Consider the following 22,233-nt stretch of genomic DNA (forward strand, 5'->3'; position numbering starts at 1 on the left):
AGGTGGGCGGCAGAGGGGGCCAGCCCCCTCGCCCGTTCCGGGCTCACCCCCGGGATATTTATGGAAACACGAAAGATAAGTCGTGCGGTCGGGTGGCTTTGAAATCCGGGCTTAATAGCCCTTGTCTCGGTCCACGCGATGGAGGAAAGGCTCTCCCGCCTCGCCGCGGCGGATGTTTTCCGCGATCACCGCCGAGGCGGAGCCGGGCCGCGTCGCGGCCGCGATATGGGGCGTGACGGTGACGCGCGGATGCGCCCAGTAGGGGTGATCGGGGGGCAGGGGCTCGGTGCGGAACACATCCAGCGTCGCATGGCCGACCTGCCCGGCATCCAGCGCGGAGAGCAGTGCCGCATCGTCGATCAGCGTGCCGCGCCCGGGGTTCAGCACCACCGCGCCTTGGGGTAGAAGCGCCAGCGTTTCCGCATTCAGCAGGCCGTTGGTTTCCGGCGTGTCGGGCAGGATCGAGACGAGGATTTCGGCGCGCCGCAAAGCCTCATTCAGGCCCTCGGTCCCGTGCAGGCAGGCGATGCCCGGCACGTCCTTGGGGCTGCGGCTCCAGCCCGTCACGCGGAAGCCGAGTGTCGCAAGGGCCGTTGCGCAGGCGCGGCCAAGCACGCCGAGGCCAAGCACCGTCACCCCGCGTTCGGGGGCGAGCGGCGGCACCTGATCGTTGCGCCAGACGCCGTCCTGCCCGGTGATATGGCGGTCGAGCCCCAGATGATGGCGCAGCACCTGTCCCGCCACCCATTCGACCATGCCGCGTTCCAGCCCCTCGTCCACCATCCGGCACAAGGGCTGTGTCAGGGTCGGGTTGCCGACGACGCGCTCGACCCCGGCCCAGAGGCTCAGCACCGCCTTCGCCTGCCGGTAGGGGGTGAAATCGGTGACGGGGCCGGAGGGGGCAAAGACGATGTAGTCGACGCTTTCGGGCGCGGCTTCGCCCGGCAGGACGAGGCGCGCGGCAATGCCGGCCTCGCGCAGCGCGGCGGTCAGGGCGGGCCGATAGACGGGCCACAGATCGGGTTCACCGGAATAAAGGACTGTCAGCATCAGCGGGGCCTGTGGACGTTTGCGCTCTGGATAAGGCCGAAGGAGGCCAGGATGATGATCATCGCGCTGCCGCCATAGCTGACCAGCGGCAGGGGCGAGCCCTTGGCCGGCAACAGCCCCATGACGGTCGCCATGTTGATCGCGAAGTAGAAGAAGAAGGTCCCTGCCACGCCCATGATCAACAGGCTGGAAAAGCGGTCCTTGTTCACCAGCGCGGCGTGCAGGCAAAAGCCGATGATCGCGGTATAGAGCATCAGCAGCCCGAAGGCGCCGACGAAGCCGAATTCCTCGGCCAGCGTGTTGAAGATGAAGTCGGTGTGCTTCTCGGGCAGGAAGTTCAGCTGGCTCTGCGTGCCCTGCATGAAGCCCCGCCCCGCCCATCCGCCGGAGCCGAGCGCGATCTGCGCCTGAATGATGTTGTAGCCCGCGCCGAGCGGATCGGCCGTCGGGTCGAGGAAGGTGTCGATCCGGCGGAACTGGTAATCGTGCAGCAGCTGCCAGTCGGTGCCGCGGCTTTCCAGCACGACGAAGACCAGCCCGACGACCAGCGCCACCACCGTGCCGAAATACCACAGGCTGACGCCGGCGGCGAACATCACCACCGCGCCCCCCGCGATCAGCATGATCGATGTGCCAAGGTCTGGCTGCATCAGCACCAGCACCGTCGGCACCACGGTCAGCAGGATCGGGATCAGCACCCAGAGCGGGCGCGACACCTTTTCCACCGGCAGCCAGTCGTAATAGGCGGCCAGCAGCATCACCAGCGCCACCTTCATCATCTCGGAGGGCTGCACCCGCATCGGACCGATTTCCAGCCAGCGCTGCGCCCCCATGCCGATCACGCCGAAGAATTCCACCGCGACCAGCAGCAGCAGCGCCAGCAGATAGACCACCCCCGAGATGTTGCGCCAGAACCAGATCGGCGTGAAGGCGACGACCAGCATCACCACCATGCCGACGGCGAAACGCTTCATCTGCGGTTCGGCCCACAGCGTCGGATCCCCGCCCGCCACGGAATACAGCATCAGGAACCCCGCGCAGCACACCGCCGACAGCAGGATGATGAGCGGGTAGTTCAGATACAGGACCTTGCGGATGCCTGTGGGAACGGTCTTGAGGTTGCTTTCGAGGAAACTCATGCGTCAGGCCCGGCTCTTGATGCCGCTGCTGACGGCCTCGGGGTTCACCAGATCGAGCGCGTCGAAGCGCGCCTGCACCTCGTTGCGTTGGCCGGAGGGGTAGGCGTCCAGCGGCGGCAGCCCGTCCGCCAGCGCGAACAGCAGGATGTCGCGGGCGATCGGGGCGGCGGTGCTCGACCCGCCGGAGCCGTGCTCGACGATCAGGCTGACGGCATATTTCGGATTGTCGACCGGCGCGTAGCAGACGAACAGCGCATGGTCGCGCCGGTTCCACGGCAGCTGCGCGTTGGAAATCACCCCGCGCGCCCGTTCCGCCGCGGTGATGTTGCGCACCTGACTGGTGCCGGTCTTGCCCGCCATCTTCCAGTTCGACAGCACGATCCGCGCCTTGGCGGCGGTGCCGTGACGGCCGTTCATCACATCGTCCATCCCCTGCCGCACGCGGCGCAGCCAGCCTTCCGGCAGACCAAGGGAGGGCGGTTCCTCGACCGGCACTTCGACCCCGTTCTTCGCGCGCACCAGCCGCGGCACCACCACCTTGCCCGAGGCCAGCCGCGCCGTCATCACCGCCAGATGCAGGGGCGAGGCGAGCACATAGCCCTGCCCGATCGAGGCGTTGATCGTGTCGCCGATCAGCCATTCCTTGTTGTAGCGTTCCCGTTTCCATGCGCGGGTGGGGGCCAGCCCCTCGGCCACGGCGGACATCGGCAGGTCGTGGCGCACGCCCACCCCCATGCGATGTGCCATGTCGGCGATCTTGTCGATGCCGACGCGCTGCGATGCCTCGTAGAAGAACACGTCGCAGGATTGTTCCAGCGCCTGCTGCACGTTCAGCCGGCCGTGGCCGCCATGTTTCCAGCAATGGAAGCGGCGCCCGGCGACCTCGAAATAGCCGGGGCAATAGACGGTGTCGTCGGCCCCGATCGCGCCGCTTTCCAGCGCGGCGAGCGCGGTGACGACCTTGAACGTCGATCCCGGCGGATACAGCCCCTGCACCGATTTGTCCGCCAGCGGCCGGTGGTCGTTTTCCATCAGCGCCTTGTATTCGACCGAGCTGATCCCGCGCACGAACATGTTCGGATCGAAGGACGGGTCGGAGACGATGGCGAGGATGTCGCCGTTCGTCACATCCATCACCACGGCCGCCGCCGATTCGCCCTTCAGCCGCGCATGGGCAAAGTTTTGCAGCCGGTAATCCAGCGTCAGTTGCAGGTTCACGCCCGGGTCGCCCTCGCGCCGGCCCAGCTCGCGCATCTCGCGGCCGAGCGAGTTCACCTCGATCCGCCGCTGACCGGCGCTGCCGCGCAGCTCGTCTTCCAGCTTCGCCTCGACCCCGGTCTTGCCGATCTGGAATTTCGGGATGCGCAGCAGGGGATCGGGATCCTCGAGCTTCTTGAGGTCGTAATCCGACACCGCGCCGACATAGCCCAGCACATGGGCGAAATCCGGGCCGCGCGGATAGATGCGCGACAGGCCCACCTCGGGCGAGACGCCGGGCAGGGCGGGGGTGTTCACCGCGATGCGGGAAAACTCCTCCCAGCTCAGCCGTTCGGCGACGGTGATGGGCGCGTGGGGGGGCTGGCGGCGGATCTCGGTCAGGGTTTCCTCGGCCTGCGTATCGGTCACCGGGATGAGCTGGCGCAGATCGGCCAGAACATCTTCGACATTCCCGGCATCCTCGCGGGTGATGGTGACGCGGTAGTTCTGTTCGTTCCCGGCCAGCAGCACGCCGTTGCGGTCGTAGATCAGCCCGCGCGCCGGCGGGATCAGCCGGATCTTGACCGAATTGCCGTCGGCCAGCATCCGGTAGTCATCGGCCTGTTCGAGCTGCATCTTGCGCATCCGCATGCCCAGCACCGCGACGATCGCCACCTGCGCCGCACCCAGCATCAGCCCCCGGCGGGTGATCGAGGCGCGGCCGGCCTGCGTGTCCTTTTGCGATTTCGGCATCTGCTGCCCCCCTAAAGCCTGCGCCCGTAGCCCGCCGCCTCGCCCGGCACCGGGCGGCGCAGGCCAAAGGCGAGCCGCGAGAAAGCGGCAACGAAAGGATAGGCCATAAGCGTAATCACGAAACGCAAAAGTTCCAGCCCCAGAGACGGCTGTTCGACCAGCGCCAGCGCCAGAATCAGCCGGTTCACCAACAGCATCGCCAGCATGACGGATCCGACCATCGCCAGTTCCGCCGCCATCGGCAGGCTGCGCGAGCGCGGCGCCCGCCCGCGCAGGAACTCGGTGCCCAGCAGAACGATCAGCGGCCAGAGCCCGACCGGCCGCCAATAGACCAGATCGCCCAGAAAGAAGACCGTGACGATCAGCCAGGCGGGAATGTAGTCGGGCCGGCGCAGCAGCCAGACGAAGGTGAAGGCCAGCATCAGGTCCGGGCCGGGAATGCCGTCGGTCATCGGATTGATCGGCAGCAGCCGCAGGAACATCGTCACCGCCGTCAGCAGCAGGAACAGCGCCCAATGCGCAAGGCGCCTTGTGGTGCGGGGGTCAACCATTGGTGTCCCCGGCGGTGGTGTCGGGGGGGGCGCGGGGCGCCTCGGGCGCGATCAGCGGGCCGGCATCGCGGATCTGCTCCGCCGGATGCGACCGCAGGACGCGCAGGAAATCGAGCCGTTCGTAATCCGCCGCCAGCCGCACCCGCAGCCGCCGGTCATGGCCCTGCAACACCTGCCCGACCAAGAGCCCGGCCGGAAAGACCCCGCCGTCGCCCGAGGAAATCACCCGGTCGCCCGGTCGCACCTGATCGGCGTTTTCGAGGAAGGAGATCACTGGGAAGGGGGTGTTGTCGCCGGTCAGGATCGCGCGCTGGCCCGAGGGCTGGACGATGACCGGGATGCGGCTCGACGTGTCGGTCAGCAGGATCACCCGGCTGGTCGACCGGCCGACGCCGGAAATCCGCCCGACAAGGCCGAGCCCGTCCATCGTCGCCCAGCCGTCCACGATCCCGTCACGCGATCCCACGTTCAGCAGCACCGACTGCCGGAAGGGCGAGCCGCTGTCCACCAGCACCACGCCCGAGACGGAGGTCAGCTTGGGGTCCAGCCGCACCTGATTCTGCGCCAGCAGCTTGGCATTCTGCTGTTCCAGCTGGACCGCAGCCTCTTTCCACGCCTTCATCTGCTGCAACTCGCGCCGCAGTTCCTGGTTCTGTTCGTAGATCCGCGCGTAGGACTGAAAATTCTCGACCATGCCGAGGACCTTGGTGACCGGCACCATGGCCCAGTCGAAGGTCGGCACGAAACGGTCGATGAAGGCCAGCCGGAAGCGCTCGACCCGCGGGCTGTCGATGCGCCAGACAAGGAAGGTCGCAGCAAGCGACAACGCCAGAATCGCTATGACGATCCGGCGCAGCGGTCCTGCGTAATCTTCGTCGCGGTCTCTGGCCACATGTGCCTCCGGCGACCGGGGGTCCGGTCTCAGCTATCGTAGTCGATCACATGCCGAAGCTGTTTTTCATATTCCAGCGCCTTGCCGGTGCCAAGCGCAACACAATTCAGCGTCTGGTCGGCCACGGTGATCGAAAGCCCGGTCTGTTCGCGCAGGCTGAGGTCGAGATCGCCCAGCAACGCGCCGCCGCCGGTCAGCATCACGCCGCGATCGACGATATCGGCCGCCAGATCGGGGGGCGTGGCTTCCAGCGCCTGCATCACCGCGTCGCAGATCTGCTGCACGGGTTCGGCCAGCGCCTCGGCGATCTGGGCCTGCGTGATCTCGACTTCCTTCGGCACGCCGTTCAGGAGGTCGCGCCCCCGCACCAGCAGGCTGGAGCCGCGGCCGTCGTCGGGCATCCGCGCGGTGCCGATGGTGGTCTTGATCCGCTCGGCCGTGGCTTCGCCCACCAGAAGGTTCTGGTTGCGGCGCAGGTAGGAGATGATCGCCTCGTCCATCCGGTCGCCGCCGACACGGACCGACCGCGCATAAACGATGTCGCCAAGCGACAGCACCGCCACCTCGGTCGTGCCGCCGCCGATGTCGACGACCATCGAGCCCGTGGGGTCGGTGATCGGCATCCCCGCGCCGATGGCGGCGGCGATCGGCTCGGCGATCAGCCCGGCGCGGCGCGCCCCGGCCGACAGGACCGATTGCCGGATCGCCCGCTTTTCAACCGGCGTCGCGCCTTGCGGCACGCAGACGACGACCTTGGGCTTGGACAGGGTGGAGCGCTTGTGGACCTTGCGCATGAAATGCTTGATCATCTCTTCGGCGCTGTCGAAATCGGCGATGACGCCGTCGCGCATCGGGCGGATCGCCTCGATCGAGCCGGGGGTGCGGCCGAGCATCAGCTTGGCATCCTCACCGACGGCGAGCACCTGCTTCTTCCCGTCCTTGACGTGGTAGGCGACGACCGAGGGTTCGTTCAGCACGATCCCCTTGCCCTTCATGTAGATCAGCGTGTTCGCTGTTCCGAGGTCGATCGCCATATCCGAGGAGAAAATCCCGCCAAGTCCCATGATTTCGTGTCCCGCCTGCGCTGCGCCCGCGACTCGTGCCGAGTCCGGTTCCCGCCCATATATGCAAAGGCATGACAAGGCGAAAGCTGATTTACGTTACCGCTGCCGACGATGCGCGGGCTTCCGCAAGGGGGGATGAGGGGGCTTGCACTTTTGCGATATTCGGCCGGAAAATCGGCCGAAAACCAGGCTATAAAATGCACAAAGACAACATCTCACGTTGACGTGTGAAATATGGTCAATTGTGCATGTCTGCCGAGATGGCGGGGCGCCGGATCGCCGGTGCCCCGCCGCCCTGTCGGGAATGCGGATCAGATCTTGTAGCTGACCGTCTTCATATCGGCGTCCGGCGCGGTCTTTTGCGACCGCACGCGCAGCCGGTTCAGCGCGCCGACATAGGCCTTGACCGAGGCGAGGATCGTATCCGTATCCGCAGCCGAGCCGGTGACGATGCGGCCGTCTTCCTCCAGCCGGACGCTCACCGTCGCCTGCGCGTCGGTGCCCTGCGTCACCGCCTGCACCTGATAGACCTTCAGCCGGGCGTTGGTCGGGTAGATCGCCTTGACCGCCTTGAAGCAGGCGTCGACCGGCCCGTCGCCGGGCACGCGGGCGGATTTCTCGACCCCGTCCACCGTCATTTTCAGTTCCGCTTCCTGCCCGTCGGACCCGCAGACCACCCGCAGCCATTTCACCTGCAGATAGTCGCTGTCGGTATTGGCGGTGGAATCCGAGATCAGCGCGACCAGATCCTCGTCGTAGATCTCCTTCTTGCGGTCGGCCAGCGCCTTGAACCGCACGAAGACGTCGTTGAGCTGGTTGTCCGCCAGATCGAAGCCCAGATCCGACAGCTTCGAGCGCAGCGCCGCGCGGCCCGAATGCTTGCCCATCGCGATGTTGGTTTCGGTCAGGCCGATGTCGGCGGGCTTCATGATCTCGAAGGTCTCGACGTTCTTCAGCACGCCGTCCTGATGGATGCCGCTTTCGTGCAGGAAGGCGTTCTTGCCGACGACCGCCTTGTTGAACTGCACCGGAAAGCCCGAGACCTGCGAAACGCGGCGCGACAGGTTCATGATCTTGGTCGTGTCGATGCCGGTGGTGTAGGGCATCAGGTCGCGGCGCACCTTGATCGCCATCACGACCTCTTCCAGCGCGGTGTTGCCGGCGCGCTCACCCAGCCCGTTGATCGTGCATTCGATCTGCCGCGCGCCCGCCGATACGGCGGCCAGCGCGTTGGCCGTAGCCATGCCCAGATCGTTGTGGCAATGGGTGGCGAAGATGATCCGGTCGGCGCCCGGCACGCGCTCCAGCAGCATGCGGATGATCTCGGCGCTTTCCTGCGGCAGGGTGTAGCCGACGGTATCGGGGATGTTGATCGTGGTCGCGCCCGCCTTGATCGCCGTTTCGACGACACGGCAGAGGTAGTCGCGTTCCGTGCGGATCGCGTCCATCGCCGACCACTGCACATCCTCGCAATAATTGCGGGCATGGGTGACGGTCTGATAGATGCGCTCGATCATCTGGTCCTGATCGAGGTTGGTGATCCCCCGGTGACTGGGCGAGGTGCCGATGAAGGTATGGATGCGCGGCCGGCGCGCGTGCTTCACCGCCTCCCAGCAGCGGTCGATGTCCTTGAGGTTCGCGCGGCTCAGGCCGCAGATCACCGAATTCTTCGCATTCCGGGCGATGTCGGAAACCGCCTCGAAATCGCCTTCCGAGGCGATCGGGAAGCCCGCCTCGATGATGTCCACGCCCATTTCGTCAAGAGCCTGGGCGATCTCCAGCTTCTCGTCATGGGTCATGGTGGCGCCGGGCGATTGCTCGCCGTCGCGCAGGGTGGTGTCGAAAATCAGGACGCGGGTGTTGTCGGTCATCGGGATTGCCTTCTTCTGCTTGGCTGTCTGGGGAACCGAAGGCCAGCATCACGCCTGGGCTTCGGGAGCGTTGGGCGCTGGACACCTCTGAGCGGTCGCGCCCGAAGGCACGCTCAGAGGCTGCTAAGAAGAAAGAGACCGCGGACGGACGGGCCGGAGGGCAGGGCCCCGGTCAGGTGAATGGATATGGTCAGCGTCCGTGTCATGGCGCGGACTATGGCGCGGCCTTCCGTAAATGAAAAGCCCAAAAATATGGCAGTTTTGCTTACCTTCAGGCGGTTCGCGCCGCCCGTCCTGCTTTCATCTTTCCCTAAATATCCCGGGGGTGAATTTGCGCGCATGCGCAAAGAGGGGGCTGGCCCCCTGCGACCGCACGGCCGGGTGCCATCTTCAGGGGGAAGCCGCCGGATCTTCCGGCGCGGGGGCGGCTTCCGGCACGGGCGCGGTTTCTGGCGCGGTTTCGGGCGCGGGCTCGGCCGTGTCGCGGCGCAGCACGTTGTCCTGCCAGTCGCCCTCGGCCACCTGTCCGGTGCGATAGCGCATGATGCCCGGACCCTGCCGCTTGCCGGCGGCGAAATGGCCCTCGTAGACATCGCCGTTCGCATAGGTGGCGCGGCCTTCGCCGTCGATCTCGCCGTCCCGCCAGGCGCCTTCGTAGGTGAAGCCATCGGGCATCGTCAGCTTGCCCTGACCGGCGCGCTTGCCGCCCTCGAAGCCGCCCTCGTAGGTCGTGCCGTCCGGATAGGTGGCGCGGCCCTGTCCCTGCCGCTGGCCGTCGACCCAGTCGCCGTCGTAGACATAGCCGTCCGGATAGGTCATGCGGCCCTTGCCGTTGTTGCGCGCGCCGCGAAAGCCGCCCTCATAGACAAGGCCGTTGGCATAGCGCGCGGTGCCGGTGCCCTCGATCACTCCGGCGACCCAGCCGCCTTCGTAGCCCGATCCGTCGGGATAGGTGATCCGGCCCTGCCCATCGGGCTGGTCGTTGCGGAAGGCGCCCTCGTAGACCGAGCCGTCGGGATAGGTTACCTTGCCCTGTCCCTCGATCCGGCCCTGCATCCAGTCGCCGTCGTAGACATAACCGTCGGTGCCGCGGAAGACGCCCTTGCCCTGCCGCTGGTCGGCGATGAAACCGCCTTCGTAGATGTCGCCGTTGGCATAGGTGACGCGGCCTTCGCCCTGTCGCTTGCCGTCGACCATGCCGCCTTCGTAGATATCGCCGTTCGGCTGGGTCAGCTTGCCGGTGCCGTTCATCTGGCCGTTCGCCCACTGGCCTTCGTAGACCATGCCGTTCGCCAGCGTCAGCTTGCCGGTGCCGGAGCGCTGCCCCGCCTGCATCCCGCCTTCGTAGACGGCGCCGTCGGGATAGGTGATCCGGCCCTCGCCCTGCTTGGCGCCCTCGACCCAGTCGCCTTCGTAGCGATAGCCGTCGGCCCCGGTCAGCACGCCCTTGCCGTCATGCAGGGCGTTGCGGAACTGGCCGGTGTAGCTGGTGCCGTTGGGATATTCGGCGGTGCCCTCGCCGGTGATCTCGCCCGCCGTCCACTGGCCTTCGTAGGTGCCGCCATTGGCGAAGGTCATCCGGCCCTGTCCGTCCGGTTTGCCGGCGGTGAAATGGCCGGTGTAGACCGATCCGTTCGGGAACCGCGCCCGGCCCTGACCCACGATCTCGCCCGCCACCCATTCGCCTTCGTATTCGTAGCCCGAGGGCAGGCGATAGGTGCCGCGCCCGTCCTGCTTGCCATCCTTGAAGGTGCCCTCGTAGATGCCGCCATCCTCGTATTGCTTGGTGATCACGTTCTGCGCCATCGCCGTGGTCGCGGTCAGCGTCAGGGCAAGTCCAAGCCAGATGATCATGCGCTTCTTCGCCATATGTCCCCCAAGATCGGCGCGGGTCATCGCGTCCGGGCGCGGTCAGACTAGTGTGCGGGGGAACGGGAAACAAGTCGCCCGGCCCCTCTGGATGCCGTGGGTGCTTTTCACGGAACGGGGGAGGCGTTACATCGGACCTGCAAACCGAGGATTTCCGCATGGCCGATACCTTCCGCCTCACGCTGGCGCAGCTCAACCCCACCGTCGGCGCGTTCGAGGCGAATGCCGCCAAGGCGCTTGACGCATGGGAAGAGGGGCGCCGCGCCGGCGCCGACATGGTCATGCTGCCCGAGATGTTCCTGACCGGCTATCAGGCGCAGGATCTGGTGCTGAAACCCGCCTTCGTGCAGGACGCCATGGCGGCGATGGAGCGGCTGGCCGCGCGGATCACCGATGGCCCGGCGCTTGGCATCGGCGGGCCCTACTGGGACGAAACCGGCCATTACAACGCATGGTGGGTGCTGCGGGACGGCAAGGTCGCGGCGCGGATCCTCAAGCACAACCTGCCGCATGAAGATGTCTTCGACGAATACCGGCTGTTCGATTCGGGGCAGATCTCCGGTCCCGTCCGCATTGGTGCGGCGCGTGTCGGCATTCCGGTGTGCGAGGACAGCTGGCACCCGGAGGTGGCGGAAACGCTCCTGGAAACCGGGGCCGAGATCCTGATCGTGCCGAACGGCTCGCCCTATTTCCGCGACAAGCAGGACGTGCGGATGAATGTCATCGTGTCGCGCGTGGTCGAGACGGGCCTGCCCGTCGTCTATCTGAACACCGTGGGCGGGCAGGATGACCAGTTGTTCGACGGGGCGAGCTTCGTGCTGAACCCGCACGGCGAGATCGCGGCGCAGCTTCCGGCCTTTGAGGAATGCGTGACCCATGTCGATTTCACCCGTGGGGCCGAGGGCTGGCGCGCCGTGCCGCAGGCGCTGACCCCGCAGCCCGACGCATGGGAACAGGATTATCACGCGATGGTGCTGGGCCTGCGGGACTATCTGGGCAAGTCGGGCTTTCGCAAGGTCGTGCTGGGGCTGTCGGGCGGGGTCGATTCGGCGCTGGTCGCGGTGATCGCCGCCGATGCGATCGGTGCGGAGAACGTGCATTGCGTGATGCTGCCCTCGCGCCATACCTCGCAGGGATCGCTTGATGATGCGGCGGCGCTGGCGCACCGGATCGGCGCGCGGCTCGACACCGTGGAGATCGAGGGCAGCCGCGAGGCCGTCACCGGGGCGCTGGCGCATATCATGGCCGGCACCGAACCCGACAGCACCGAGGAAAACATCCAGTCCCGCCTGCGGGGCGTGATGCTGATGGCGATTTCCAACAAGTTCGGCGGGATGCTGCTGACCACCGGCAACAAGTCCGAGATGGCGGTCGGCTACTGCACCATCTACGGCGACATGTCGGGCGGCTACAACCCGCTGAAGGACCTGTATAAAACCCGCGTGTTCGAGACCTGCCGCTGGCGCAACGCCAACCACCGCCCGTGGATGAAGGGCCCGGCGGGCGAGGTGATCCCCACGGTGATCATCGACAAGCCCCCTTCGGCCGAGTTACGCGACAACCAGAAGGATCAGGACAGCCTGCCGCCCTACGAGGTGCTGGACGCGATCCTCGAACGGCTGGTCGAGGATGACCAGTCGGTGGCCGAGATCGTCGCGGCGGGCTTCGACCGGGCCACCGTGAAGCGGGTCGAGCATCTGCTGTATATCTCGGAATGGAAGCGCTTCCAGTCGGCGCCGGGGCCGCGGCTGACGCGCCGGGCCTTCTGGCTCGACCGGCGCTATCCGATGGTCAACTGCTGGCGCGACCAAAGCTGACCGCGGATTTTGCGGGGCGGGTTTGGAACCCGGACCGGAGCGCGGGCGGATGGGGTGCAGGGGGCCAGCCCCCTCGCGCGTTCCGCGCTCACCCCCGGGATATTTGTGGAAGAATGAAGGGGAAAGGGGCGCTTCGGAGAGGTTCCTCGCGTGGCGCTTGCCGGTCGAGGGGCGCGCGAATGGACGTTGGAACGCTTAGCCCCGGCGTTTCTGCATTTCCGCGAAATCCTCCAGCGCGCGGATCGTTTCGTCATAGCTGTGCAGCGATTTCGAATGATCCGCGCGGAGCTGCTTGTAGAAGTCGATCCAGCCATCGAGTTCTTCCAGCGGATAATCGTTGAACCACGCATCCCGCGCGATGCGGAAGGACGCGCCGTCCTCGAGCAGTGTAACTGTGCATTTCCCGGCCATGGACGGGGTTTTCCCGTTTCGTCCGGGATTCGCAAGGCCCTTCCGGCGGGTGTTGTGGCCTGATCCCCGCGTGGCGTCCGCGTGCCATTCTTGCTTTGCCTGTGAATCGGGCAGAATGCCGTGTTCCCGATCATGGGTGGCGGAGAGCCATGCCGTCCTGTCCCTCCGCCCCGGGAAATGACATTTGATTTCATGCATTTGTGTATGTCCCGGCATTGGGTTCGGAAAATCCGAAGCTCCGGCTCGGAAAATGTTTCTGCACCCTGTTCGGGATCCTGTCGCAGGATCCCGGTGGAAGGGAGAGACCGATGACTATGCAGCGCGACCTCGATTGCAGCATCAACGCGGCCGGATCACGTCCGTGCCGGACCGGGGCGCTGTTTGATTAGTCTTGGACTAATCAATGGTGATAAAGGATATTCTTTTTCTGAATATCAGCCTGCGCCATCTTCCCGCAACCGATGAGAGAGCCAGCCATGAACCGCCACGATCCTGTCGCAGACCTTGCCGCCTCGGTCGCCGTTCCGTTCGAACAGGCGCAGGCGATGCCGGTGTCGGTCTATACCTCGCCCGATTTCCTTGCGCTTGAGCAGGACCGGATCTTTGCGCGAAGCTGGCTTTGCGCCGGGCGCGCCGATGCGCTGAAGACGCCGGGCGACTATCTGACGCTGGAAATCGCCGGGGAGCCGGTGATCGTCCTGCGCGATCAGGAGGGCGCGCTGCGGGCGATGTCGAACGTCTGCCGGCACCGGATGTCGGTGCTGCTGGAGGGGCGCGGCCATGCGCGGGTCATCACCTGTCCCTATCACGCCTGGACCTACAGCCTTGACGGCAGCCTGCGCGGCGCCCCGGCGATGGAGTTGAACGCCAGCTTCTGCAAGCAGGACATCCGCCTGCCGGCGATCCGCTGCGTGGACTGGCAGGGGTGGATCATGATCACGCTAGATCCCGACCTGCCCGACCCCGCCGTGCAGTTCGCCGATGTGGACGGGCTGGTCGGCTATCTGGACATGGGCAGCTATGTCGAGACCTTCCGCGAGGAACATCGATGGAACACCAACTGGAAGATCCTCGCCGAGAATTTCATGGAAAGCTATCACCTGCCGATGTGCCATGGCGGCACCATCGGCGGGGCGGTGAAGCTGCGCGACATGACCTGTCCCGAAGGATTCGAGGCGTTCAACTACCACCACATTCTCAAGGACGATTCGGTGCCGCTGGCGCTGGCGCATCCGACGAACACGGCGCTGACGGGCGAGGAACGCAACCGCACCTGGCTGCTGTCGATCTATCCCTCGCTGCTGATCACGCTGACGCCGGGCTATTTCTGGTATCTGTCGCTGATGCCGGATGGGCCGGATCACGTGAAGATCCTGTATGGCGGCGGGCTGTCGCCCGATTTCATCGCCGATCCGCAGGCCGAGGCGCATTTCCGCGCGCTCAAGGCGCTGCTCGATGACGTGAACGACGAGGATCGCGGCTGCACCGAACGGGTCTGGCGGGGCATGCAGAGCCGCTTTGCCGCGCCCGGCGCGCTGTCGCATCTGGAACGCCCCAATTTCGAATTCGCCCGCTGGATCTTTGACAAGGTGCGGCAGGGCTGAGCCGTTCGCCGGGGACCGGCGCCCGATATCTGGAAGGATAGAAGATGGCAGTTGAGAAGACCGAGGTTCTGGTGATCGGCGCGGGTCAGGCGGGTGTCGCGATGAGCGAGCATCTGGGCCGGGCGGGGATTCCGCATCTGGTTCTGGAACGCGGGCGGGTGGCCGAGAAATGGCGCTCGGGCCGGTGGGATTCGCTGGTGGCGAACGGTCCGGCCTGGCATGACCGGTTTCCGGGGCTGGAATTCTCGGGCGATCCGGATGGTTTCGTGCCGAAGGAAGCGGTCGCGGATTATTTCGTCACCTATGCGGAACGGATCGGCGCGCCGATCCGCTGCGGGGTCGAGGTCACGCGGGTTGCCCGGCTGAACGGCAGGGCGGGCTTCCGGGTGGAAACCTCGCAAGGGCCGGTCGAGGCGGAGTATGTCGTGGCGGCGACGGGGGCGTTTCAGACGCCGGTGATCCCGCCGATCGTGCCGGACATTCCGGGCCTGACGCAGATGCATTCGGCCGATTACCGCAATCCCGGCCAGTTGCCCGAGGGGGCGGTGCTGGTGGTGGGGGCGGGCTCCTCGGGGGTGCAGATCGCCGACGAGCTGATGCAGGCGGGGCGGAAGGTCTGGCTTTCGGTCGGGCCGCATGACCGCCCGCCGCGGTCCTATCGCGGGCGCGATTTCGTCTGGTGGCTGGGCGTGCTGGACAAATGGGACATGGAGGCGACGCCGGGGGTCGAGCATACCACCATCGCGGTCAGCGGCGCGGGCGGTGGCCATACCGTCGATTTCCGCCGTCTGGCGGAGCGGGGGATGATGCTGGCGGGCCGGACCGAAGGCTGCGCCGATGGGGTGATGACCTTCGCCCCCGATCTGAAGCGCAATCTGGATGCGGGCGACGCGAATTACTTGTCGCTGCTGGCGGAGGCGGATGGCTATGTGGCGCGCAACGGCCTCGACCTGCCCGAGGAGCCGGAGGCGAAGGTCATCCCCGCCGATCCGCCCTGTGTGCGTGACCCGGTGCTGTCGCTGGACCTGAAGGCGGCGGGGGTGACGACGCTCCTCTGGGCCACGGGATATGAGAATGATTACAGCTGGATGGAGGTCGATGCCTTCGACGGCAACGGCCGGCCGCGGCACAAGCGCGGCGTCTCGACCGAGCCGGGGATCTATTTCCTTGGCCTGCCGTGGCAGTCGCGGCGGGGATCCTCGTTCATCTGGGGGGTCTGGCATGATGCGAAGTTCGTGGCGGATCATATCGCCAAGCAGCGCGGCTACCTGGCCTATCACCTGGATGCACTGACCCGCAGGCACGAGGCCGCCGAATGATTACTGGCGGTTTTCGCCGCCTTGCCTGATCCGATGGAGATGAGAATGGCACATAAACGCATCCGCCCCTTCAACACGAAGGAAACCTATCCCGAGCAGAACCTCGACAACGACCTGTGCCATGCGGTCGTGGCGCGGGGCACCACGGTCTTTCTGCGCGGCGCCTGCCCGCAGGATCTGGACACCTCGGCGAATATCGACAGCCACGATCCGGTGGCGCAGACGCACAAGGTGATGCAGAATATCCGGCAGCTGATCGAGGAGGCCGGTGGCTCGATGGAGCATCTGTGCAAGGTGGTGGTCTATCTGACCGATGTGCGCCACCGCGAGGCGGTCTACCGGACGATGGGCGAATATATCAAGGGCGTGCATCCGGTCTCGACCGGTGTCGTGGTGACAGCGCTGGCGCGGCCCGACTGGCTGGTGGAGATCGACGCCACCGCCGTCATCCCGGACTGAACCGGCGCAGCCGGGGGTTTTCCACCCCCGGACCCCCGGAGGATATTTATGGAAAGATGAAAGCCATGACCTTTTCCATCGTCGCGCGCTGTGCGCAAACAGGGCAGTTCGGGGTGGCGATCTCGTCATCCTCCCCGGCCGTGGCGGCGCGTTGCGCCTGGGTGCGGGCAGGGGTGGGCGCGGTGTCCACGCAGAACGTGACCAATCCGGCGCTTGGCCCGCTGATGCTCGATCGGATGGAGGCGGGCGCGGGCGCGCCGGAGGCGGTGGCAGGCGCGCGCGATGCCGACGGGTTTCCGGACTACCGGCAATTGCTGGCGGTGGATGCGCTTGGGCGGACGGCGGCTCATTCCGGGGCGCGCGCGCTTGGCATCTGGACCTCGGCGCAGGGGCGCGATTGCGCGGCGGGGGGCAACATGCTGGCGCATGCAGGCGTGCCCGCGGCGATGGTGGCGGCCTTCGAGGGGGCGGGGGGCGTGCTGGGTGACCGGCTGATCGCCGCGCTGCGCGCCGGGATCGCCGAGGGCGGCGAGGCCGGGCCGGTGCATTCGGCCGGGCTGCTGATCGCGGATCGCGAAAGCTGGCCCTATGCCGAGCTGCGGATCGACTGGATTGACGATGCCTGCCCGGTCGCGGCCGTCGCCCGCGCGTGGGAGGTCTACAAGCCGCAGGCCGATGATTACGTGACGCGCGCGCTGAACCCGGTGTCCGCGCCCTCTTACGGCGTTCCCGGAGACGCGTGACCCCGCACGTATTCCGTGCAGAAACCATCCGGATCGATATTGACGGGGCCGCGAAGGATCGGCAGCATTCTGCCGGGGCGGAGCTGACTTTTCTCCGATCGGATGGTGAATGGCCTTACGCATCACGTTGCGGCAACTGGAATATTTCGTCGCCGTTGGCGAGCATGGTTCAATCGCGCTGGCGGCGGAAAAGGTCAGCGTCTCCTCGCCCTCGATTTCAGCCGCCATCGCGCAGCTCGAGGCCGAGTTTGGATTGCAGCTTTTCATCCGCCGTCATGCGCATGGGCTGTCGCTGACCCAGGGTGGGGCGCGGTTCATGGAACATGCGCGCGAGGTGCTGGAACGGGCGCGGGCGCTGAACGATCTGGCGAATGACATCTCGGGCAAGGTGCGGGGGCCGCTGAACGTGGGCTGCCTTGTGACCTTCGCGCAGATCGTGCTGCCGCAACTGCGCCGCGGCTTCGTCGATCAATGGCCCGAGGTCGAGTTCCATCAGTTCGAGCGCGACCAGCAGGCGATTTTCGACGATCTGCGCAGCGCGCGGCTGGATATCGCGCTGACCTACGATCTGAACATTCCGGCCGATCTGGCCTTCATTCCGCTGATCGAGCTGCCGCCCTTCGCATTGCTGAACGAAACGCATGAGCTGGCGCATCGGGAGAGCCTCTCCCCGGCCGATCTGGCGGATTATCCGATGGTGCTGCTCGACCTGCCGATGAGCGCGGATTACTTCCTGTCGTTCTTCACCGCGATGGGGATCGATCCGATCATTGCGGAACGCACGCGCGACATCGCGGTGATGCGGTCTCTGGTGGCCAATGGATTCGGCTATTCGGTGGCGAATATCCGGCCTCTGTCGGACCTTGCGCCGGATGGGCGGCGGCTGCGGTTCGTGCCGCTGACCGGGCCGGTGAAGGCGCTGCATCTGGGGCTGTTGCTGCATGACACGGCGCGGCAGTCGCGCACGATCAGTGCCTTCATCGACCATGCGCAGGACCAGATCACGCCCCTGCGCGCGCCGGGATTGCAGGTGCGGGCGAATACGCCGCTGCGGCGGGCCTGAGGTGGTCACGGCACAGGCCGGCATCCCACCACTTTGATTTCACGTCATTTGTCGGGAGTGGTGGGTGACCCTGGAATCGAACCAGGCGTGGGTCTCCCCGGCGGAGTTACAGTCCGCTGCCGCACCTTGCAGCTCGTCACCCGACGGGGGGTGAATACTCATGGGGGCAGGGGGCGTCAAGCGGGTTTTTCGCCAAAGCCGGGGGGATGTTACGCCTGCCGTCACAGCCGCTCTTGCCAAAGTCCGCCCGGCGACGCAGTTAGGAGGGGACGAAAGGGATCATGATGAAAAAACCGGCTTGGGTGATCGACAAGGAGCGGGCGAAACGTGCGGCGGCGGCGGAAACCGTCTGGCTGTTCGGGCTGCATGCCGTGCGCGATGCGCTGATGAACCCGGCGCGGCAGAAACTGCGGCTGGTGCTGACCAAGAACGCCTCGGACAAGCTGACCGAGGCCATCGCCGCCGGCGGGCTGGAACCCGAGATCGTCGATCCCCGCAAGTTCGACGCGCATGTGCCGCTGGCGCCCGATTCTGTGCATCAGGGCGCCGCGCTGGAGGCGAAGCCGCTCGACTGGGGCAGCCTCGAGGATGTCGCGCTGACCGGGGCGGGGGCGCCGCTGGTCGTGCTGCTCGACCGGGTGACGGATCCGCATAACGTGGGCGCGGTGCTGCGCTCGGCCGAGGTGTTCGGGGCGCGCGCGGTGGTGGCCCCCGCCCGCCATTCCGCGCCGGAAACCGGGGCGCTGGCCAAGACCGCTTCGGGCGCGCTGGAACGGCAACCCTATCTGCGCGTCACCAATCTGGCCGATTCGATGGACGAACTGCGCAAGATGGGCTACATCCTGATCGGTCTTGCGGGTGAGGCCGAGGTGACGCTGGCCGAGGGGCTCGCCCAGGCCGGGACGCGGCCGGTGGCGCTGGTCCTTGGTGCCGAAGGGCCGGGTTTGCGCGAAAAGACCCGCGAAACCTGCGACGTGCTGGTGCGCATCCCCTTCGCCGGGGGGTTCGGGTCGCTGAATGTCTCGAACGCGGCGGCGGTATCGCTCTACGCCGCAACGAACCGCTGAGATCACGAAAACGGGATATTCGCTTGTCGCCCTTTAAATGGGCTGATTCCTTCCTACCTATAAGAGCAGAAACGCAGCTTTGGAACTGCTGTGTTTCAGTTCACTGTCCCTCGTTCCGCCACTGTGCGCCCGGCCTCTTGGCTCGGGCGCATTTTTCTGTGCAGGCTGCGCAGGAAGGAGGATGGCATGACCGACGACGAAATCCGCGACATACTCAAGTCCACCCGGGTGATCGCCATGGTGGGATATTCGGCCAATCCGGCGCGGCCCTCGCATGGGGTGGCGCGCTATATGCGGGCGCAGGGCTACCGGGTGATTCCGGTGAACCCCGGCCTTGCCGGGCAGGAGATCGAGGGAGAGCTGGTCTATCCCGACCTCGCCTCGATCCCCGAAACGGCGGGCGTCGACATGGTGGACATCTTCCGCGCGTCCGAGGCGGTGCCGGGGATCGTCGATGAAGCATTGGCGCATCTGCCCGGCGCCACGACGATCTGGATGCAGATCGGCGTGGTGAACGAACCCGCCGCGCAGGCCGCCCGCGCCGCCGGGAAAAAGGTCGTCATGGACCGCTGCCCCAAGATCGAACACGCGCGGCTGCTGCCGTGAGCGGGTCTGGCTTCATTCTTCCATAAATATCCCGGGGGTGAATTTGCGCGCATGCGCAAAGAGGGGGCTGGTCCCCTGCTCCCGGCCGTCAAACTCCCAGCCGGTCGCGCAGGGCATACCAGCTCATCCCCGCGACCAGCAGCGGCCAGCGCAGGTGGCTGCCGCCCGGGAACATGTGGCAGGGCAGGGCGGCCATCACGTCAAAGCCGTCGCCGGTGGCGGTGACGGCCTCGGCCATCAGCTTGCCCGCCAGCGTCGCCAGCGCCACCCCATGTCCCGAATAGCCCGAGGCCGACAGGCAGTTCGGCGCCGGCCGGCGAAAGCACGGCATCCGGTTCACCGTGATGCCAAGCGTGCCGCCCCAGGCATGGGTCAGCCGCACGCCTTTCAGTTGCGGATAGACCTGTTCCAGCGGCCGGCGCACCATGCCCGCGATGTCCTTCGGGAAGCGGTAGCCCAAAGTCTCGCCGCCGCCGAACAGCAGCCGGTCGCCTTCGGCATCGCGGTGCATCCGCCAGTAGTTCACCACGAATTTCGTGTCATGCGCGGCGATGTCTTCGGTCAGCACCTCGGACATCCGGGGCCCGAGCGGTTCGGTCGCCACGATGTAGTTGTTCAGCGGCATCACCCGTGCCGCGATCTGCGGTTCCAGATGGTCCAGATAGGCATTGGCGGCAAGGATGACGTGATCCGCCTCGACCTGGCCATCGGCGGTGGCGACGACGCTCGGCTCCCCCGTCCGGCCATGTTCGATATGGGTGACGGTGGATTTCTCAAGGATCACCGCTCCCGCCGCCTCGGCCAGACGGGCGAGGCCAAGGCAGTAGTTCAGCGGATGCACATGGCCCGCGCCCCGGTCGATGTCGCCGCCGACATACAGCGGCGAGGGCACCAGCGCCCTGAGCCCGTCGCGGTCCAGCGGCGTGATCTGGTCGTAACCGTAATTGGCCGCCAGATAGTCGGCCATGTGATGGGCATGGGCGACCTCGGATGGCCTCAACGCGCAATGGGCGATGCCGCGCCGGGTGGGCACGCCGGCGCGTTCGGCCAGCGCATAGGTCAGGGCCTTGGCCTCCTCGGCCATGTCCCACAGCCGGTGCGCGGCGGGCTTGCCCGCCATGCGTTCCAGATCGGTGACCTCCAGCCGCTGGCCCGAGCCGATCTGCCCGCCGTTGCGGCCCGAGGCGCCGAAACCCGCCCGGTGCGCCTCGAGCACGATGACCCGGCGCCCGGCCTCGGCCAGATGCAGCGCCGCCGACAGGCCGGTATAGCCCGCGCCGATGACGCAGACATCCGCCTGTTCCGCCCCGCGCAGCCCCGGCCGCTCGGGCGAGGGATCGCACGTCGCGGCATAGAAACTGGCGGGATATTCCCCAAGGCGGTCGTTTGCGAAAAGGAGCTTCATACGTTCAGCAGCAGGTGTTCACGTTCCCAGGGGCTGATGACCTGCAGGAATTCCTTGTATTCGTTGCGTTTGACGGCCTCGTAGACGGTGCAGAATTCCGGTCCCATCACCTCGCGCACCGGCGCGGATTCCGAGAAGACATCCAGCGCGTCGCCCAGATTGTAGGGCAGGTCGGTGTCGTTCATATAGGCGTCGCCGATGCATTCCGGGCGCGGCATGTCCTGCGCCTTGAGCCCCAGATACACACAGGCGAGCGAGGCCGCGAGCCCCAGATAGGGGTTGCAGTCCATCCCCGCCAGCCGGTTTTCGATCCGCCGGGCGGCGGGGCCGGAAATCGGCACGCGCAGCCCCGTGGTGCGGTTGTCGCGCCCCCATTCGAGGTTGATCGGCGCGGCGAAATCCGGAACGTAGCGGCGATAGCTGTTCACATAGGGCGCCAGCAGCGCGGTCACGGCGGGCAGGTGCTTTTGCAGCCCGGCGATGGCATGCATGAAGGCCGGCGTCTCGCCGCCATCGGCATCGGAAAAGATGTTCTTGCCGGTGCGCACATCCACCACCGACTGGTGGATATGCATGGCCGAACCGGGCTCACCCTCGATCGGTTTCGCCATGAAGGTGGCGAAACAGTCGTGGCGCAGCGCGGCCTCGCGGATCAGCCGCTTGAAGTAGAAGATCTGGTCCGCCAGATGCACCGGATCGCCGTGGGCGAGGTTGATTTCCACCTGACCCGCGCCGCCTTCCTGCAGGATGCCGTCGATCTCGAACCCCTGCGCCTCGGCGAAATCGTAGATGTCATCGATCACCTTGCCGTATTCGTCGACGGCGGACATGGAATAGGCCTGCTTGCCGGCGGCACGGCGGCCGGACCGGCCCATCGGCGGGATGATCGGCTGGTTCGGGTCCAGATTGCGCGCGACGAGGAAGAATTCCATCTCGGGCGCGACGATCGGACGCCAGCCTTCCGCCTCGAACAGCGCCAGCACGCGCTTGAGCACGTTGCGCGGCGCGACGGAGACGGGATTGCCCTGCTGGTCCTTGACGTCATGGATCACCATCAGGGTGATGTCCGCCGTCCAAGGCGCGGCGGCGGCCGTCGACCAGTCGGGCGTCAGGATCATGTCGGGCTCGGTGAACGCGCCCATCGGGTTGTCGGTCCATTCGCCGGTGATCGTCTGCAAGAAGATCGAGTTGGGCAGGAAGAAGCGGTCCTGATGCACGAATTTCGACGCGGGCATCGCCTTGCCCCGCGCGACGCCGGCGATATCGGCGACGATGCATTCCACCTCGTCAAGGCGGCGCCCGGCGATATAGTCGCGGGCCGCCTGCGGGATCAGGTCTTTCCAATCGGACATG

The 22,233-nt window shown here is 66.2% G+C and carries 19 protein-coding genes and 1 tRNA gene; 8 read left to right on the forward strand and 12 right to left on the reverse strand.

The window, feature by feature from the left end; translation table 11 throughout:
- Positions 1 to 111: 111 nt before the first annotated feature.
- The 8 genes from D2T30_RS16230 to D2T30_RS16265 form a co-directional block, all read right to left on the reverse strand.
- Positions 112 to 1,050: a 2-hydroxyacid dehydrogenase gene (locus tag D2T30_RS16230; RefSeq protein ID WP_128209742.1), complete on the reverse strand. Its 939-nt coding sequence runs from the start codon at positions 1,048 to 1,050 to the stop codon at positions 112 to 114.
- Positions 1,050 to 2,189, reverse strand: coding sequence for a rod shape-determining protein RodA (gene rodA, locus D2T30_RS16235; protein WP_128185233.1), 1,140 nt, complete (start codon positions 2,187 to 2,189; stop codon positions 1,050 to 1,052). The genes D2T30_RS16230 and rodA overlap by 1 nt, the downstream gene beginning before the upstream one ends.
- A 3-nt stretch (positions 2,190 to 2,192) precedes the next feature.
- Positions 2,193 to 4,139, reverse strand: coding sequence for a penicillin-binding protein 2 (gene mrdA, locus D2T30_RS16240; protein ID WP_128209743.1), 1,947 nt, complete (start codon positions 4,137 to 4,139; stop codon positions 2,193 to 2,195).
- Between the two features lie 11 nt (positions 4,140 to 4,150).
- Positions 4,151 to 4,690 (reverse strand): rod shape-determining protein MreD, encoded by a 540-nt coding sequence (locus D2T30_RS16245; protein ID WP_128185237.1) that lies wholly within the window; start codon positions 4,688 to 4,690, stop codon positions 4,151 to 4,153.
- On the reverse strand, positions 4,683 to 5,582 hold the full coding sequence (mreC, locus tag D2T30_RS16250) for a rod shape-determining protein MreC (protein WP_128185239.1): 900 nt from the start codon (positions 5,580 to 5,582) through the stop codon (positions 4,683 to 4,685). The genes D2T30_RS16245 and mreC overlap by 8 nt, the downstream gene beginning before the upstream one ends.
- Positions 5,583 to 5,611: 29 nt before the next feature.
- Positions 5,612 to 6,646 carry a rod shape-determining protein gene (locus tag D2T30_RS16255; RefSeq protein ID WP_164881765.1) on the reverse strand — a complete coding sequence of 345 codons (1,035 nt, stop codon included), beginning with the start codon at positions 6,644 to 6,646 and terminating at the stop codon, positions 5,612 to 5,614.
- A gap of 311 nt (positions 6,647 to 6,957) precedes the next feature.
- Positions 6,958 to 8,517, reverse strand: a complete 1,560-nt coding sequence (locus tag D2T30_RS16260; RefSeq protein WP_128185241.1) for a 2-isopropylmalate synthase — start codon at positions 8,515 to 8,517, stop codon at positions 6,958 to 6,960.
- A 390-nt stretch (positions 8,518 to 8,907) separates the two neighbouring features.
- A complete protein-coding gene (locus tag D2T30_RS16265) occupies positions 8,908 to 10,371 on the reverse strand; it encodes an MORN repeat-containing protein (protein ID WP_164884325.1) in 1,464 nt (487 codons plus the stop codon).
- Between the two features lie 173 nt (positions 10,372 to 10,544).
- Here D2T30_RS16265 and D2T30_RS16270 point away from each other — a divergent pair, with 173 nt between their 5' ends.
- Complete coding sequence (locus D2T30_RS16270; protein ID WP_128209744.1) at positions 10,545 to 12,203, forward strand: NAD+ synthase; 1,659 nt, start codon at positions 10,545 to 10,547, stop codon at positions 12,201 to 12,203.
- 195 nt (positions 12,204 to 12,398) lie between these two features.
- Here D2T30_RS16270 and D2T30_RS16275 read toward each other — a convergent pair whose 3' ends face one another.
- The gene (locus tag D2T30_RS16275; RefSeq protein ID WP_128209745.1) at positions 12,399 to 12,614 is read right to left on the reverse strand and encodes a hypothetical protein; all 216 of its coding nucleotides are present in this window, start codon (positions 12,612 to 12,614) and stop codon (positions 12,399 to 12,401) included.
- Positions 12,615 to 13,090: 476 nt separating this feature from the next.
- On the opposite strand from D2T30_RS16275, the gene D2T30_RS16280 reads away from it, so the two are divergent.
- The 5 genes from D2T30_RS16280 to D2T30_RS16300 all read left to right on the forward strand — a co-directional run bounded on the left by D2T30_RS16280 (position 13,091) and on the right by D2T30_RS16300 (position 17,802).
- Complete coding sequence (locus D2T30_RS16280; RefSeq protein ID WP_128209746.1) at positions 13,091 to 14,218, forward strand: aromatic ring-hydroxylating oxygenase subunit alpha; 1,128 nt, start codon at positions 13,091 to 13,093, stop codon at positions 14,216 to 14,218.
- A gap of 44 nt (positions 14,219 to 14,262) precedes the next feature.
- Positions 14,263 to 15,537: a flavin-containing monooxygenase gene (locus D2T30_RS16285; RefSeq protein ID WP_128209747.1), complete on the forward strand. Its 1,275-nt coding sequence runs from the start codon at positions 14,263 to 14,265 to the stop codon at positions 15,535 to 15,537.
- A gap of 45 nt (positions 15,538 to 15,582) precedes the next feature.
- Positions 15,583 to 15,996 (forward strand): RidA family protein, encoded by a 414-nt coding sequence (locus tag D2T30_RS16290; RefSeq protein WP_128185254.1) that lies wholly within the window; start codon positions 15,583 to 15,585, stop codon positions 15,994 to 15,996.
- A gap of 65 nt (positions 15,997 to 16,061) precedes the next feature.
- A complete protein-coding gene (locus D2T30_RS16295) occupies positions 16,062 to 16,739 on the forward strand; it encodes a DUF1028 domain-containing protein (RefSeq protein WP_128209773.1) in 678 nt (225 codons plus the stop codon).
- 109 nt (positions 16,740 to 16,848) lie between these two features.
- The gene (locus D2T30_RS16300) at positions 16,849 to 17,802 is read left to right on the forward strand and encodes a LysR family transcriptional regulator (protein WP_128209748.1); all 954 of its coding nucleotides are present in this window, start codon (positions 16,849 to 16,851) and stop codon (positions 17,800 to 17,802) included.
- A gap of 58 nt (positions 17,803 to 17,860) precedes the next feature.
- Here D2T30_RS16300 and D2T30_RS23135 read toward each other — a convergent pair.
- A tRNA-Tyr gene (locus D2T30_RS23135) sits at positions 17,861 to 17,944 on the reverse strand.
- A 142-nt stretch (positions 17,945 to 18,086) separates the two neighbouring features.
- Between D2T30_RS23135 and rlmB the strand changes: the two genes are divergently transcribed.
- A complete protein-coding gene (gene rlmB / locus D2T30_RS16305) occupies positions 18,087 to 18,869 on the forward strand; it encodes a 23S rRNA (guanosine(2251)-2'-O)-methyltransferase RlmB (protein WP_128185260.1) in 783 nt (260 codons plus the stop codon).
- A 186-nt stretch (positions 18,870 to 19,055) separates the two neighbouring features.
- Complete coding sequence (locus tag D2T30_RS16310) at positions 19,056 to 19,475, forward strand: CoA-binding protein (RefSeq protein WP_128209749.1); 420 nt, start codon at positions 19,056 to 19,058, stop codon at positions 19,473 to 19,475.
- Between the two features lie 88 nt (positions 19,476 to 19,563).
- Here D2T30_RS16310 and D2T30_RS16315 read toward each other — a convergent pair whose 3' ends face one another.
- Positions 19,564 to 20,880: an NAD(P)/FAD-dependent oxidoreductase gene (locus D2T30_RS16315; protein ID WP_128209750.1), complete on the reverse strand. Its 1,317-nt coding sequence runs from the start codon at positions 20,878 to 20,880 to the stop codon at positions 19,564 to 19,566.
- Positions 20,877 to 22,232, reverse strand: coding sequence for a glutamine synthetase family protein (locus tag D2T30_RS16320; protein WP_128185266.1), 1,356 nt, complete (start codon positions 22,230 to 22,232; stop codon positions 20,877 to 20,879). Before D2T30_RS16320 ends, D2T30_RS16315 begins: the two co-directional genes overlap by 4 nt.
- Between the last annotated feature and the right edge of the window lies 1 nt (position 22,233).

This window comes from Paenirhodobacter populi, assembly GCF_004022215.1.
GTDB lineage: Bacteria > Pseudomonadota > Alphaproteobacteria > Rhodobacterales > Rhodobacteraceae > Rhodobacter > Rhodobacter populi.

What these genes read in the sequence shown, in the direction of transcription:
- D2T30_RS16230 (WP_128209742.1), bottom strand. Translation starts at nt 1,050, where the DNA reads ATGCTGACAGTCCTTTATTCCGGTGAACCCGATCTGTGGCCCGTCTAT.
- rodA (WP_128185233.1), bottom strand. Translation starts at nt 2,189, where the DNA reads ATGAGTTTCCTCGAAAGCAACCTCAAGACCGTTCCCACAGGCATCCGC.
- mrdA (WP_128209743.1), bottom strand. Translation starts at nt 4,139, where the DNA reads ATGCCGAAATCGCAAAAGGACACGCAGGCCGGCCGCGCCTCGATCACC.
- D2T30_RS16245 (WP_128185237.1), bottom strand. Translation starts at nt 4,690, where the DNA reads ATGGTTGACCCCCGCACCACAAGGCGCCTTGCGCATTGGGCGCTGTTC.
- D2T30_RS16255 (WP_164881765.1), bottom strand. Translation starts at nt 6,646, where the DNA reads ATGGGACTTGGCGGGATTTTCTCCTCGGATATGGCGATCGACCTCGGA.
- D2T30_RS16260 (WP_128185241.1), bottom strand. Translation starts at nt 8,517, where the DNA reads ATGACCGACAACACCCGCGTCCTGATTTTCGACACCACCCTGCGCGAC.
- D2T30_RS16265 (WP_164884325.1), bottom strand. Translation starts at nt 10,371, where the DNA reads ATGATCATCTGGCTTGGACTTGCCCTGACGCTGACCGCGACCACGGCG.
- D2T30_RS16270 (WP_128209744.1), top strand. Translation starts at nt 10,545, where the DNA reads ATGGCCGATACCTTCCGCCTCACGCTGGCGCAGCTCAACCCCACCGTC.
- D2T30_RS16275 (WP_128209745.1), bottom strand. Translation starts at nt 12,614, where the DNA reads ATGGCCGGGAAATGCACAGTTACACTGCTCGAGGACGGCGCGTCCTTC.
- D2T30_RS16280 (WP_128209746.1), top strand. Translation starts at nt 13,091, where the DNA reads ATGAACCGCCACGATCCTGTCGCAGACCTTGCCGCCTCGGTCGCCGTT.
- D2T30_RS16285 (WP_128209747.1), top strand. Translation starts at nt 14,263, where the DNA reads ATGGCAGTTGAGAAGACCGAGGTTCTGGTGATCGGCGCGGGTCAGGCG.
- D2T30_RS16290 (WP_128185254.1), top strand. Translation starts at nt 15,583, where the DNA reads ATGGCACATAAACGCATCCGCCCCTTCAACACGAAGGAAACCTATCCC.
- D2T30_RS16295 (WP_128209773.1), top strand. Translation starts at nt 16,062, where the DNA reads ATGACCTTTTCCATCGTCGCGCGCTGTGCGCAAACAGGGCAGTTCGGG.
- D2T30_RS16300 (WP_128209748.1), top strand. Translation starts at nt 16,849, where the DNA reads ATGGCCTTACGCATCACGTTGCGGCAACTGGAATATTTCGTCGCCGTT.
- rlmB (WP_128185260.1), top strand. Translation starts at nt 18,087, where the DNA reads ATGAAAAAACCGGCTTGGGTGATCGACAAGGAGCGGGCGAAACGTGCG.
- D2T30_RS16310 (WP_128209749.1), top strand. Translation starts at nt 19,056, where the DNA reads ATGACCGACGACGAAATCCGCGACATACTCAAGTCCACCCGGGTGATC.
- D2T30_RS16315 (WP_128209750.1), bottom strand. Translation starts at nt 20,880, where the DNA reads ATGAAGCTCCTTTTCGCAAACGACCGCCTTGGGGAATATCCCGCCAGT.
- D2T30_RS16320 (WP_128185266.1), bottom strand. Translation starts at nt 22,232, where the DNA reads ATGTCCGATTGGAAAGACCTGATCCCGCAGGCGGCCCGCGACTATATC.